We start from the raw sequence: 14,251 nt of genomic DNA, 5'->3' as shown, positions 1-14,251 counted from the left end.
GATGAGTACATCCGTGGATTCAAGTGTTGTAGCTCGGTGGCGCCTTATTCTTGGTCAGTCTGCAGAAGAGCAATTGACGGTTTCTAGCGGAAACGCAAGTATTCACCTGTCTGAAGATGAACTCATCATGGACCAAGCACTGGCTGCTATCTATGATGAGACGAGCGATATCGTAAATAGTGGTGCTGCTAACTCTTCGGCTACAGGACAAAGAGGAGCGGGATCAGGTAAATCTGCACCCCGGTTGGCAAAATGGTTAGGAGATGTTCGCAATTTCTTCCCAGAGGATATCGTATCGGTTATTCAACATGATGCGATGGAGCGGAAGGGCTGGAAGCAATTATTGTTTGAGCCGGAAGTTCTGGCAACAGTGAAGCCTGATATACAGCTAGTAGGTACACTACTTTCGCTAAAAGGGAAAATTCCTGAGAAGACAAAAGATACGGCTCGCCTGTTAGTGAAGGCGGTTGTGGATGATCTTGTAAAGCGTATGGAGGAAGATCTGCGTCGGGCGGTGACGGGTGCACTGAATCGCAGAGAGCATTCTCCATTACCGTCACTTAGTGGTATAGACTGGACACGGACGATAAAACGCAATCTGAAGCATTATGATGCAGAGCGACAACAGATTATCCCTGAGAGATTCTACTTTTATGATCGGGCAAGACGCAGTAAGGAATGGACAGTCATTGTGGATATCGATCAGAGTGGTTCTATGGCAGAATCAATTATTTGGGCTTCAGTAGTTGGTTCTATTTTTGCAAGCATCCCTTCGCTCAGTACCCGAGTAGTTGTATTTGATACAGAGGTCGTTGATCTGACAGAGCAATGTGCGAACGATCCTGTTGACATGTTATTCGGGATTCAGTTAGGTGGCGGTACAGATATACAAAAGTCTGTTGCTTATTGCGAACAGTTTATCGATCAACCGAAGAAGACATTATTTATCGTTATTTCGGATCTTTATGAAGGTGGGAACCAGGCAGGCTTAATCCGTCGTATGCGTCATCTGAAGGAATCTGGAGTTAGAACGATGTGCTTGCTGGCTTTATCTGATGAAGGCAAACCTTTCTATGATGAGCATGTGGCGAGATCTTTGACTCGCGATGGAACACCCTGTTTTGCGTGTACACCTGCACTGCTGCCACAGTTAGTAGAAGGTGCACTAAAAGGACAGGATCTTACTGAATTAGCAAAGAAACTTGGTACAAAAGGGATTTAAAAAGAGTCGTGCTATTACAAGTTTCATTAAAAGCGATATTCAGACAAGAACTGTGATTCATTACAGTTTTTGTGGCGTATATAAATATCATACCCCCCTTTATACAATATAATTTGGCCCTGTCGCTCGTCGGCAGGGTATTTTTTTATGGAAGTCTTTTAGAAGAGCTATTATCCTGACCTATTAAAATTTTCTTTTAGAGTATGCTCTGCTCTCACGCTGTGGTAAAATAGACCTGATTTTTCAAAAAAATACGCAAGTTAAGTTTTTGCTTGATAAGCCTAAATCAGTGCATATTGGAATTGACATCTAAGATGGATGTAATGTTATAGAATGTGCTATAATTTTATATTAGGTTAAAACAACAATAAGCTACATTTTAGATAGAGGACGTGAAAACAGCATGACTAAGGGGAACCATAACTCACCGGACTTAAAATCCGGCAAGGGTTCGAAAGATTATTCGAAATATTTTGATTTTAGCGATGCGAAGGTAATTAGTGAAGAAGAAGGTAAGATTACTTATCGGATTAAAGGAAGAAACGTTCAAATTAATAGCCAGCCTGATTATAAAGAAGGAAAACGGCGTGGCAAGGAAGAAATAGAAGTGCATTATGATTTCGAGATTCCTGAAGAGATGCAGAATTTCGGAGTAGACAAATATTATCATATAACGACTTATGGCTGCCAAATGAATGAGCATGACACGGAAACGATGAAGGGCCTGTTGGAACAGATGGGCTACAAAAGCGTCGATGATCGGAATCATGCGGATCTCATTCTGCTCAATACTTGTGCGATTCGTGAGAATGCCGAGGATAAGGTGTTTGGAGAGCTTGGTCACCTTAAGAACTTGAAGATTGAGAAGCCAGGTCTTTTGCTGGGCGTGTGTGGCTGCATGTCGCAGGAGGAAGGCGTAGTTAATCGAATTATGTCTAAGCATGGATTCGTGGATATGATCTTCGGTACGCATAATATTCACCGTCTGCCACACCTCATTAAAGAAGCTGTATTCAGTAAAGAGCTTGTGGTGGAGGTATGGTCTAAAGAGGGCGATATTATTGAGAACTTACCGAAAAAACGTGAAGGCATGCGGGCTTGGGTAAACATTATGTATGGCTGTGATAAGTTCTGTACGTACTGTATCGTACCTTTTACACGAGGAAAAGAACGCAGCCGCCGTCCGGAGGACGTTATTGCTGAAGTAAGAGAGCTCGCGCGTCAAGGATTCAAGGAAGTGACTTTGCTGGGGCAGAACGTAAACGCATACGGTAAGGATTTTACAGACATCGATTACACCTTTGGTGACCTAATGGATGATATGCGTTTAATTGATATTCCGCGCATCCGCTTTATGACATCGCATCCACGTGATTTTGACGATAAATTGATTGAAGTACTCGGCAGAGGCGGCAACCTGGTGGAGCATATCCATCTACCGGTTCAATCGGGAAGTACTGCCGTACTTAAGAAAATGAGTCGCAAATATACTCGTGAAGCTTATCTGGAGTTAGTTCGTAAGATCAAGATAAGTGTGCCTAATGCGGTATTAAGTACCGATATTATCGTTGGTTTCCCTGGTGAGACGGATGAGCAATTCGAAGATACTCTTTCGCTAGTGCGCGAGGTTGGGTATGATATGGCATATACGTTCATTTATTCACCTCGTGAAGGTACCCCTGCAGCTGCTATGGAGGACAATGTACCGATGTCAGTGAAGAGCGAACGTCTGCAAAGACTCAATGATCTCATTAAAGAGAATAGTCGGATCATTAATGACCGTATGCTAGGTGAAGTCGTCGAGGTACTGGTAGAAGGCGAGAGTAAGAATAACTCGGAAGTCCTTTCTGGCCGTTCCCGTGCGAACAAGCTGGTCCATTTTGAAGGGTCGAAGGAGCTTATTGGCACATTTGTAAAAGTGAGAATTACAGATACCAAAACATGGTACATCAAAGGGGATATTGTGGCAGAAGCTGCTGCTGTTCATTAATCATCACATACGAATGGGGAGATGGCTTGTGAGTACAGAAGAACAACGTTTGAATAAATATGGAATGAAGACTTATAATACCCGTGACTTGATCGTACGCGAGGATATTATGGGTAAAGCCAAAGAACTGGCTACATTGATCTCGACAAGTGAAGAAGTAAAGCATTTTCAGCAGGCTGAGCAAAAAATCCTGAACCACGAGCGTGTACAAGGCCTGATTGCAACGATTAAGAAAAAGCAGAAGGAGATTGTTGCCTTCGAAAGCTTTAAAAATAAAGATATGGTAGCCAAGATCGAGCGTGAAATTGAAGTGTTGCAGGATGAAATTGACGGCATTCCAGTCGTGAACGAATTTCAGCAGAGCCAGAGTGACATCAATTATCTACTCCAGCTTGTCATTTCCGTGATTAGAGATACCGTTTCGGAAAAAATAAATGTGGAAGCCGGCACCGAGGCGCCTCCGACCACATGCGGATAACCCACACTCAGTTTAGGGGGCGGATGCAGATCCGCCCCTTTAAGTTTCACACTATACATAATCCTAATCTTTCTATGTCCAGTTGTTGATTTTAGAAGTTAAGGTTTGGTACATTTAAAGATACGAATTAGTAAAATTATAGCTTCGGAAAAGGATGGGGCAAATATGAGCGAAAATGGGGAACAAACCTATAACGCCAAAAAATATCGTACACCGGACGGAGTTCCGGCCGACATCGTAATGTTTACACTGACCAAACGCGAACGTAAGACGGTCACGAAGACGCTTCCCTTACGTGAGCTTAAGGTAATGTTAATTAGACGAAAGAAATGGCCATGTGCTGGAATGTGGGCTCTCCCAGGCGGATTCTGTCAGGAGGATGAGTCCATTTATGCTGCGGCTACACGTGAACTCAAAGAAGAGACTGGTGTAGATGGTGGTCATTTGGAATATCTGGGCGTTTACAGTACACCAGGCCGCGACCCTCGCGGATGGATTATCAGTCATGCTTTTTTTGCCCTTGTAGAAGAATGGATGTTGGAGCAAAGACAAGCTTCGGATGATGCTGGCGAGGTAGGTTTATTTACATTGCAGGAAGCACTTGAAGAGCTGGAGCTCGCTTTTGACCACCATGATATCATCAAGGATGCATACTTGCGCATTCAACAACAAATGCTTCAGACTACGATCGCAAGACAGTTTTTACCTAGACATTTTACCCTTAGTGAGCTCTATCAAGTCATTCAAACGGTAGTGCCGGAATTTAAGGAACCGAATTTTATTCGTAAAATCACTTCAACACGTAGTCGTCAGGGTATATTAAAAGAAGTAAGAGATGAAGAGGGAAATGCGCTTAGTTCAAATCAATACTCCCAGCGTCCCGCACAGCTCTATATGTTCACAGATCATGAGCCTTTGTTATCCATCTACACGTAGTGGCTTAAATCAGGAGAGGGGATTAATCTCATGAAAGCACTAATAGTGATCGACTTTACGAATGATTTTGTTAACGGAAATCTGCCGGTTGGTCAGCCAGCCGTAGATATCGAGCCTAGAATCAGCCAATTAACGTCGGAGTTTGTCCAAAGTGGCGATTATGTCGTTATGGCCGTGGATTTACATGAAGAGAATGACCCTTACCATCCGGAGAGCAAACTTTTTCCTCCTCATAATATAAGCGGGAGTGAAGGACGTGAGTTGTTCGGAAGTTTGAAATCTGTGTATGAACACAACCGCGATTCCATCTATTGGATGGACAAAACGCGTTATAGCGCTTTTAGTGGAACTGATCTGGAAATCAAGCTGCGGGAGCGTGGCATTACTGAACTACATTTAATTGGGGTCTGCACCGATATTTGTGTACTGCACACAGCAGTGGATGCATATAACAAAGGGTTTGCAATTATTGTGCACGAAGATGCAGTTGCCAGCTTTAATCCAAATGGACATACTTGGGCGTTAGAACATTTCCGGGGAAGTTTAGGAGCAGACGTTGTTAAGGCATAATACTAGAACAGAATATACACATATAGCAGCGTAGATATTAGGAGATGAGGACTTGAGAAGAGAACTTGCGCTACATACGGATAAATATCAGATCAATATGATGTACGCTCACTGGGTGAATGGAACTCATAAACGGAAGGCTGTATTTGAGGCTTATTTCCGGAAGCTACCTTTCGGTAACGGCTATGCTGTGTTCGCAGGGTTAGAGCGTATTGTTGGTTATATCGGCGGCTTGCGGTTTACCGAAGATGATATCCGTTATTTGTCTGAGCAAGAAGAAAACTATGCTCCCGCTTTTTTGGAGGAACTGTTGCAGTTTCATTTTCAGGGAACCGTTCATTCGATGAAAGAAGGCGCTTTGATTTTTCCAGATGAGCCATTAATCCGTGTGGAAGGGACAATTATGGAGGCTCAGCTGGTGGAGACAGCCATTCTGAACTTCATGAACTACCAGACGTTGATCGCTACTAAGGCTTCACGAATTAAGCAGGTGGCTCCGAATGACATCTTGCTGGAGTTTGGTACCCGGCGTGCGCAAGAAGCCGATGCAGCGGTGTGGGGGGCTAGAGCAGCCTATATTGGCGGCTTTGATGCTACTTCAAACATGCTGGCAGGCAAAATGTTTAGTATTCCGACCAAGGGAACACATGCACATTCCTGGGTTCAGAGCTTTGGCAGCGAGCAGGAGGCTTTTGATGCCTATGCTAAGGTGATGCCGGACGAAGTTACGCTATTGGTCGACACCTTCGATACACTCCGTAGTGGGGTGCCTAATGCAATCAATACAGCCAAGAAGCTGGAGGCACAAGGTAAAAAAATGGTTGGTATCCGTTTGGATAGTGGTGACTTGGCTTATCTATCCCGTCAAGCGCGTAAGATGTTGGATGATGCTGGCCTGGATTATGTGAAGATAGTCGCTTCCAACGATTTGGATGAGAACACGATCATGGATCTGAAGCTGCAAGGCGCAGCGATTGATACTTGGGGTGTGGGTACACAACTGATCACCGCCTCTGACCAGCCCTCTCTGGGTGGCGTCTATAAGCTGGTGGAAATTGAGTCCGCTACTGGAGAAATGATCCCGACGATCAAGATTTCTTCCAATCCTGAGAAAGTATCTACGCCTGGCAAGAAGGACGTATTCAGGATTATCGGTAAAAATGGCAAAGCGCTTGCGGATTATATCTGCTTTCCAGAAGAGGAAGCTCCACGTAACGGTGCGCGGTTGAAGCTGTTTAATCCGCTGCATCCATACATGCATAAGTATGTCGAGCGTTACGAGGCATTGCCTATGCTAGAACCGATATACGTTAACGGATTCCAAGTGTATACTTTGCCGGATTTGAATGAGGTTCGACGTTATCATCGGGAGCAAAAGGATCTATTCTGGCCGGAGTATCAACGTAAGCTGAATCCCGAAGTATATCGGGTGAATTTGAGTGAAAAGGTCTGGACTAGCAAGCAGCAGTTAATCGCTGAGCATATACGACCGGATATTGAATAGATTTTGCAGGATTAATTCTGTCAACAGTGTTAACGCGGGAGAGTGATATACCCGCGTTTTTTTGTTTTTACAGAGGCTTGTAAATAAGGAGGAGAACTTAATGGAAGAGGGGAAGCTTGCTTTAGCGCCGAACAGGAACGTTAAGCCAGGCGAAATCATTACTTTCGGCACGTATTCACAATCGAAGGATGGTAAAGAGCTGCCGATTGAATGGCGTGTTCTCCATAACTCAGGTAGCGAACTGTTCGTTTTGAGCGAGGACATTTTGGAATGCAAGAGGTATCACGGCAAGAGCGCAGATATTAAATGGCGTGATTGCGTGGATATTACGTGGCACGACTGTGATTTGCGTGAGTGGCTGAACGATGAATTCTATAACAGCGCATTCAATGCTGCCGAGAAGGTATTAATAAAAACGACCCGTTGCTCAGATAACGGAGAGGGTACCCCAGATACAGAGGATAACGTTTTTTTGCTTAGCGTTGATGAGATAAAGGCATTCTCAGAGATACACGGAAAAGAACTACGGCGTGCGGTTGGCACGGAATTTGCTAAAATGAAAAAGCACGATGGATGCAGCCTATACATTTACGATAAAACGGATAAAGATAACTATATAATTAAAGACGGCGAAGAAGTTGGCTGCTCTTGGTGGTGGCTGCGAACACAGGGAAACAAACCTTCGCGTGCGTTTTTTGTCGGACCGAGTTACAGTATTCGCAGCTATGCGAATGTCAGTGTAGCCCGTGACGGCGTCCGTCCCGCTATGGTAATTAATCTTCCACGATAAAGACAATCGGTTTAGAGTGGCAATAATTAAAAAGAGGCGTGTCCCTCTCTTCGCTAGTGTGAAGAACAAGGGATACACCTCTTTTTGATACATCAGCCAAGCTAAATACTTCAGTTTTTCTTCTTAAATTTCACGAAGGACCAGATCGTAAGCATCAACAGAACTGCTAGGCATGTTCCTATACTGATACGGTTCTGAACATCGAAGAGAAAAGAAACCGCGATAACAGTTAAACAAACCAGTGTAACAACGGTTATATAAGGGAATCCCCATACCTTAAAGGTTGGTTCTTTCGGATAAGATTTTCTCAGTTTAAGTTGTGACATACAAATGCTGATCCATACGAGAATAACCACAAAGCCTGGAACAGCCATTAGCAAACGGAACAATCCATCCTGGGCGAAGTACGCTAACAAGGAACCAATAACAAGAACAACGGCACAGAGCTTCAGACTGTTGATGGGTACACCTTTTGCAGAGGTTTTTGCCAAGCTGCGTGGTGCTTCGCCCTGTGACGCCATAGAATGCAGCATCCGAGTGGCGCCATAAATACCAGAATTGGCCGCAGAGAGCACCGCTGTAATCAGAATAAAGTTCATGATGTGATCGGCACCCTTAAGTCCTGTTGCGGCTAATACCTGAACAAACGGGCTTGTATGCTCATTCAGTTGATTCCATGGTATTAATCCACAGATGATTAGGATCGGCAAGGTATAGAACAGAATAACGCGCAGAATGAAGCTTTTGACAACCTTAGGTAAGACCTTCTCTGCATCCTGTGTCTCCGTCAAGGTAAGTCCAATCAACTCTGACCCACCGTAGGAGAACATAACGACAAGAAGGGCAGAGAAGATGGGGGTCCAGCCTCGTGGGAGAAATCCACCATAGTCTGTAAAGTTGTGTAAGTAAGGCGTAGCTTCAGTCATTGGCAACAGCCCGAAAATTAATGAGCTTCCTAAGATAATGAAGATGATGATCATAGCAATTTTGATACCTGCTAACCAAAACTCCGTTTCTCCATAACCACCTACACTCATCATGTTGATGCCGATAATTAAAGCGCCACTTGCAAGACTGAGCAGCCATAAAGGAACATCCGGTAACCAGTATTGCAAGAAGCTGCCTGCTGCCAGCACTTCAATCACACAAACGGTCAACCACATGAAGCAATATAACCAGCCCACGATAAAGGAGAGTCGTTCTCCAAAAGCCTCACGTATGAAGTCCTTCATATTCCTATTCGGGTACACCGTAGCCATTTCGGCTATTGCCCCCATGACCACTAAGAGTAGCAGGCCTGCTAATACATAAGTAAGAATAACCGCAGGTCCGGCAATACTTATGGTCTCAGAACTTCCTTTAAAAATCCCCGTACCGATTACTCCGCCCATCGCCATAAAGCTGATATGCCGAGGAAGCAATTTCTTCTGTAATGATGCTTCGTTTGACTTCACAATTAATGCCTCCTAAGCTGTCTTCGAAAAATTACACCAAGCATCAGTTTATCCTGAAACGGACTAGTTGAAAAGTAAAAATAACACACATTTTTATGAAGAGGCGCGACTTTTCACTGGAGTGTGATATTTATCATGCAGAATGTGATGAATTTAACATCTTAATTTTTAATTTTATTGCTAAATAAAAGTAGCTAAATAAGCTTAGGTAACACATGGAAAATGCAAGATTTGTCACTTCGCGACTTGCAAAATCAAGATACAATCGTTGAAAAAGTCAAAAGGATATTATACTGATGACATTCTGAAAGGGGCTATGTCGGTGGTACAGTTACCAAAAGTGAACGAACTCGGATTTTTTGAGATTCGTCTGGAATCAATTGGAGGGCTAGGCGCGAACTTAGCTGGTAAAATGCTTGCAGAAGCAGGCGTTGTCGGTGCTGGAATGAATGGAGTGAGCTTTTCATCCTATGGTTCTGAGAAAAAGGGATCAGCGGTAAAGGCACATATCCGTTTTTGTGATTTGAACACACATATTCGTGACACTTCACCGGTAGAACGACCTCACGTCGTAGGCATATTCCATGAAGCGTTGGCAAAGACCGTCAACGTGACTAGCGGAATTTATGATCATAGCACGGTGCTAGTGAACTCGGCTAAGTCGCCAGAAGAATTGAAGTCCTCCCTGAACATGATGGCAGGAACTATAGCTGTCGTTGATGCTACATCGATCGCATTAGATGAGAAGAACCGCGTAAACATGGCAATGTTAGGTGCGTTGTTCCGGATGTGTGATTTCTTGGATCCTGAAATTATGAAGGGGGTTATCGAGAAATCACTTGGCAAAAAATATCCGCAGGCTGTTCAATCCGCACTAACTACTTTCGAACGTGGATTTAATGAAGTTACTTTCATGCATTTCCCTTTGCCTGAAGGTGCGATTATGCCTGAGTTCGTTCGGTCCGATATTTCGGCCTTAGGTTATGAAACTCAGCCTATTGGTGGTACCATTACGAATCCTGGCAGCAGCTTTTTAAAGAATCTTAGCATTTCAAGATCCGGTTTATTGCCTCATTTTAAATTAGAGGATTGTATTCATTGTGCGCAGTGCGATACGGTATGTCCTGATTTATGTTTTGTTTGGGATGAGCAGCCTGATAAGAAGGGACGTCCGCAAATGTTCCTGCAAGGCATCGATTATCAATACTGCAAAGGCTGTTTAAAATGCGTAGAAGCTTGTCCTACAACGGCTTTGTCTGGCGAACGCGAGGAAGATGGCTACGCTGAGAGCCATACGGTCCGGCATATTTTTGATCTTGTTACTGAGGCTTAATTAACGGAGGAAAGGTGGAACACACGTGGCTATTGATTATGAAAAAGAAGTAAGCTCTACGAAGGTTGAGCAGAAATTCCTATATGAATCCGGCAATGAAATGGCGGCTTATGCAGCCCATCAGATAAATTATCATGTCATGGGTTATTTTCCGATCTCCCCATCGACAGAAGTCGCTCAATTTCTAGATACCATGAAAGCGAACGGTCAGCATGATATTATGCTTATTCCATCAGATGGCGAACACAGTTCTGCAGGAATCTGTTATGGGGCTTCGACGGCTGGTGGACGTGTATTTAATGCTACCAGTGCTCAAGGTTATATGTTCATGCTAGAGCAATTGCCGGTACAAGCTGGTACACGGATGCCTATGGTAATGAATTTGATCTGCCGCTCGATATCCGGTCCGCTTAATATTCATGGTGACCATTCTGATTTGTATTTTGCGCTAAATACGGGCTGGCCGATTCTGATGTGCCGTGATCCACAATCCGTTTATGATATGAATCTGATGGCACTTAAGCTTGCTGAGCACGCCAAAGTGCGTCTTCCAGTAATGGTAGCATCAGATGGGTATTTTACTTCTCACCAGAAACGTCGAGTACAGGCATTTACTCACCGTGAGGATGTTCATAAATTCGTTGGCCCACAACCACCGGTAGGCTTCACAGATACACTAGACCGCAATAATCCAGTTACCGTAGGTCCTTACATGAACGAACCTGATTATATCAACAACCGTTATCAGCAGTCGGTAGCGATGTATAATGCGGGTGAAGTCTTCGAAGAAATTGCTAAGGAATTCGCTGAATTGACTGGACGCCACTATCCAATGATCGAAGAGTATCGGATGGAAGATGCGGAAGTAGCCGTATTCTTGATGAACTCTGCCTCAGAGATTATTAAAGATGTTGTGGATCAGCTTCGTTTGCAAGGGATCAAAGCAGGTGCAATTTCGCCGAATATGATTCGTCCTTTCCCGCAGAAGCAAATGGCTGAAGCGCTGAAAAATGTTAAGGCAATCACCGTAGGCGACCGTGCGGATTCGGTTGGTGGTCACGGCGGTAATATGGTAAATGAGATCAAGGCAGCCTTGTTCACCTATGGTAACACTACTACAAAGGTAATTAGCCGTATTTACGGGTTGGGCGGTAAGGACTTCTACGCAGAAGATGGTCATGCATTCTTCCAATTAGCATTGGATGCCGTTGCTGCAGACCGTGTTGAAGTTCCATTTGACTACTATGGTCACAATCCAGGTGCACCGGACAAAGCGCCACAGCGTCTATTGAAGCCGATGGACTTTGATTCGCTGAAGACAGGATTAATTACGGTTAAACAGGATGAAGCAACAGGGAAATTAAGTGTGCGGATACCCCCACTGCGCAGCTTGACGAAGAAACCTAAACGGCTTGCACCAGGTCATGGCGCTTGTCCAGGCTGTGGGATTTTCTCAGGACTGGAGACGTTCTTCAAAGGCATCGAAGGGGATATCGTAGCGCTTTATCACACGGGTTGTGCGATGGTAACAACTACGGGTTATCCATATTCTTCTCATAAATCTACGTTTATTCATAACCTGTTCCAAAATGGTGCAGCTACCTTATCCGGTGTCGTAGAAATGTTCTGGGAACGCAAACGCCGTGGTGAATTGGACGGACTTGGGCTTCAAGACGACTTCACATTTGTAATGGTAACTGGTGATGGCGGTATGGACATCGGAATGGGACCTGCGATTGGGGCTGCACTACGCGGTCACAAAATGATTATCGTAGAGTACGATAACGAAGGTTACATGAACACAGGTGCACAGCAGTCCTATTCCACACCACTGGGTCATCGTACATCTACATCCAGCATTGGTAAGAATCAGCAAGGTAAAGTTACACAGCATAAGGATACTGCGCAAATCATGGCAGCTACTAACATTCCATATGTCTTCACAGGTTCCGAAGCTTACCCGCAGGATCTTGTGAAGAAAGCGGCAAAAGCACAATGGTACGCTCAGAACGAAGGACTTGTGTACGGTAAAATCCTGATCGCATGCCCACTGAACTGGATGTCTGAGGATAAAGAGGGTACCAACATCGTTTCGCTGGCTGTTGAATCTTGCTTCTTCCCTCTATATGAAGTGGAGCACGGTTCTACGAATATTACGTACAATCCAGAGGATAAGGGCAAACGCGTTGAGCTCTCCGCTTGGTTGAAGACAATGGGCAAAACCCGTCATTTACTGAAGCCTGAGAATGAGCCAGCTTTACGCAGCTTCGAGGCAGAAGTGGAGCGTCGCTGGAATCGTCTGAAAGCGAAACATGAGCATCCTGATTTGTAAAATATAATGATTCATAACCCGGCAGATTAGTCTGTCGGGTTATTTTTTATTTAACTTTATAGAACAGATTTGTCATTGACATTAAATACGTCAAAATTATCGCTAATACTTCGTATGTGGATGCTGTACAGGAGATTCAGGGGGGTTCAAGGGTTCGGAAGATCGGAATGCTTATGAACAGAATTCACAAAGCGTCCTTCTTTAGATGGGAGATCTCTGATGTCATGATTCAATTTGTAGCCAATTATCCAGATTCTTTTTTAAGGGCTGAGTAATAATTTGGAGTTGTAAGACATGCTGGGAGTCCTCTTGGTGCCACCTTGGATGTGGTATTATATGGAGAATGTAGGAGAGAGGAGAACTGATTTTAATGAGCTGGATCTTTTGGATTTGTTTTATTGTTTCTTTACTAGTTTCCTATTGGGATCAGCGAAAAACATTGAGATTAAAGGATTGGGCGTTAATTATTGGGGCTTTTTTACTTTGTGAGTTCTACGTCAATTTCTTTGGGTTACTGATTCCTGTGGGTTTTATCATTGGATTGATTGTTATGAAAAAAAAGAAGCAGTTTCTTTTTTCAAAAGCACTTATTTTTGGGTTGATTAGTGTCTGTGTTATTTTCTATGGTCCTAAGATTAGTTTGAATGAAATCCATGAGCTAACGAAGGCTAATAAATATACTGAGCAATTTAATCAGATTAAATCCGTTTCACAATTTTCCGTCGAATCAGATATTAACGATGTACTTCGGACGTCTGTAAATCAATTAAAAGTTAATAATCCAAAGTCAGAAATACCTGTAGAGGATCCTCATGTAGCCTTCAGTATATGGGTTCTCCAGCATAGAGATGTAGCAATTAAGGATTTAGATTGGTTATGGTATGAGGCTCCGTTAGAATTACATTATTATTGGCAATCTAACCGCCCAGATCAGCGGGTTACATTGGAATACGTTTTTTTTAATGAGGTTGGATACATGGGTGTGTTTGAAAGAGAGAATGAGAAGGAACCCTACTATCTGCGGAAGATATATGAGTTTGATCGGTTGAAAACATTTAATCCACAGATCCCTTGATCATATAAAAATGGAGGTTATTCACTAAACTACGACTTATGAAGGGATATTTACGCGTAAAAAGTCAATATCGGACACAGTTGACCTTAAACGCAGCTTTTTTGCACATTTCAAATGTTAACGGACCCCAGTGCAGCTATTAGCATGAAAAACAACAAAAAAGAGCCCTTTTCGAAGAAATAGGGACTCTGAAGTCCGAAACTCTTCTAAAAAGGCTGAAAACTAGCGAATAATGTCAACTGGGTCCGACAGACTCTGGGAATATAATCTAAATACACAAAGCAGCGAATCTATGAAAATAGAATAATACACAAGCAGTCAAATGTTTTCTACAGAAAAAAGCGAGAGAAGACCCAATGCATTTTGCACGGGTCTGTCTCTCATTTATAGGGGACTTTTAATAGTGTTGTGAAGTAGAGTTATCTTCCGCCTCTAGGCATCATGGAGTTATCAACAAATACATCTTTAACAGAATAAGTGTAGCAATGGCGAGGTACTGGTACACAGTGGTGACGTCTTACGATTTCAACTGGATGAATCACATTTACTACTTGTGGGTGGAAGTGA

General features: G+C 43.5%; 11 protein-coding genes. 10 read left to right on the top strand and 1 reads right to left on the bottom strand.

Features of this window, described 5'->3' with window-relative positions:
• The first annotated feature begins 1 nt into the window (after position 1).
• The 7 genes from MHI27_RS17475 (at position 2) to MHI27_RS17445 (ending at position 7,490) form a co-directional block, all read left to right on the top strand.
• Positions 2-1,222 (top strand): VWA domain-containing protein, encoded by a 1,221-nt coding sequence (locus MHI27_RS17475; RefSeq protein ID WP_076283474.1) that lies wholly within the window; start codon positions 2-4, stop codon positions 1,220-1,222.
• 403 nt (positions 1,223-1,625) lie between these two features.
• Positions 1,626-3,212 carry a tRNA (N6-isopentenyl adenosine(37)-C2)-methylthiotransferase MiaB gene (gene miaB / locus MHI27_RS17470; protein ID WP_405174307.1) on the top strand — a complete coding sequence of 529 codons (1,587 nt, stop codon included), beginning with the start codon at positions 1,626-1,628 and terminating at the stop codon, positions 3,210-3,212.
• Positions 3,213-3,240: 28 nt separating this feature from the next.
• Entirely contained in the window at positions 3,241-3,690 is a 450-nt protein-coding gene (locus MHI27_RS17465) for a RicAFT regulatory complex protein RicA family protein (RefSeq protein ID WP_042188957.1), read from the top strand.
• A gap of 165 nt (positions 3,691-3,855) precedes the next feature.
• Positions 3,856-4,626 (top strand): NUDIX domain-containing protein, encoded by a 771-nt coding sequence (locus MHI27_RS17460; protein WP_042128449.1) that lies wholly within the window; start codon positions 3,856-3,858, stop codon positions 4,624-4,626.
• A 30-nt stretch (positions 4,627-4,656) separates the two neighbouring features.
• Positions 4,657-5,196, top strand: coding sequence for a cysteine hydrolase family protein (locus MHI27_RS17455; protein ID WP_405174306.1), 540 nt, complete (start codon positions 4,657-4,659; stop codon positions 5,194-5,196).
• A gap of 52 nt (positions 5,197-5,248) precedes the next feature.
• Positions 5,249-6,700, top strand: a complete 1,452-nt coding sequence (locus MHI27_RS17450; protein ID WP_076283476.1) for a nicotinate phosphoribosyltransferase — start codon at positions 5,249-5,251, stop codon at positions 6,698-6,700.
• Between the two features lie 100 nt (positions 6,701-6,800).
• Complete coding sequence (locus tag MHI27_RS17445) at positions 6,801-7,490, top strand: DUF6273 domain-containing protein (RefSeq protein ID WP_405174305.1); 690 nt, start codon at positions 6,801-6,803, stop codon at positions 7,488-7,490.
• 110 nt (positions 7,491-7,600) lie between these two features.
• Here the strand turns inward: MHI27_RS17445 and MHI27_RS17440 are convergent, their stop codons facing one another.
• Entirely contained in the window at positions 7,601-8,944 is a 1,344-nt protein-coding gene (locus tag MHI27_RS17440) for an amino acid permease (protein ID WP_076298829.1), read from the bottom strand.
• Between the two features lie 322 nt (positions 8,945-9,266).
• Between MHI27_RS17440 and MHI27_RS17435 the strand changes: the two genes are divergently transcribed.
• From MHI27_RS17435 to MHI27_RS17425, 3 genes are all read left to right on the top strand, one after another.
• On the top strand, positions 9,267-10,277 hold the full coding sequence (locus tag MHI27_RS17435; protein ID WP_076283479.1) for a 2-oxoacid:acceptor oxidoreductase family protein: 1,011 nt from the start codon (positions 9,267-9,269) through the stop codon (positions 10,275-10,277).
• 25 nt (positions 10,278-10,302) lie between these two features.
• Positions 10,303-12,609, top strand: a complete 2,307-nt coding sequence (locus tag MHI27_RS17430; protein WP_076298830.1) for a thiamine pyrophosphate-dependent enzyme — start codon at positions 10,303-10,305, stop codon at positions 12,607-12,609.
• A gap of 370 nt (positions 12,610-12,979) precedes the next feature.
• Complete coding sequence (locus tag MHI27_RS17425) at positions 12,980-13,684, top strand: hypothetical protein (protein WP_405174304.1); 705 nt, start codon at positions 12,980-12,982, stop codon at positions 13,682-13,684.
• The last annotated feature ends 567 nt before the right edge of the window (positions 13,685-14,251 follow it).

Origin of the sequence: Paenibacillus sp. FSL H8-0261, from assembly GCF_045040645.1 — a bacterium.
Classification (GTDB): domain Bacteria; phylum Bacillota; class Bacilli; order Paenibacillales; family Paenibacillaceae; genus Paenibacillus_AQ.
The sequence above is the reverse complement of the archived record's forward strand: the minus strand, read 5'-3'. Positions and strand labels throughout refer to the sequence as shown.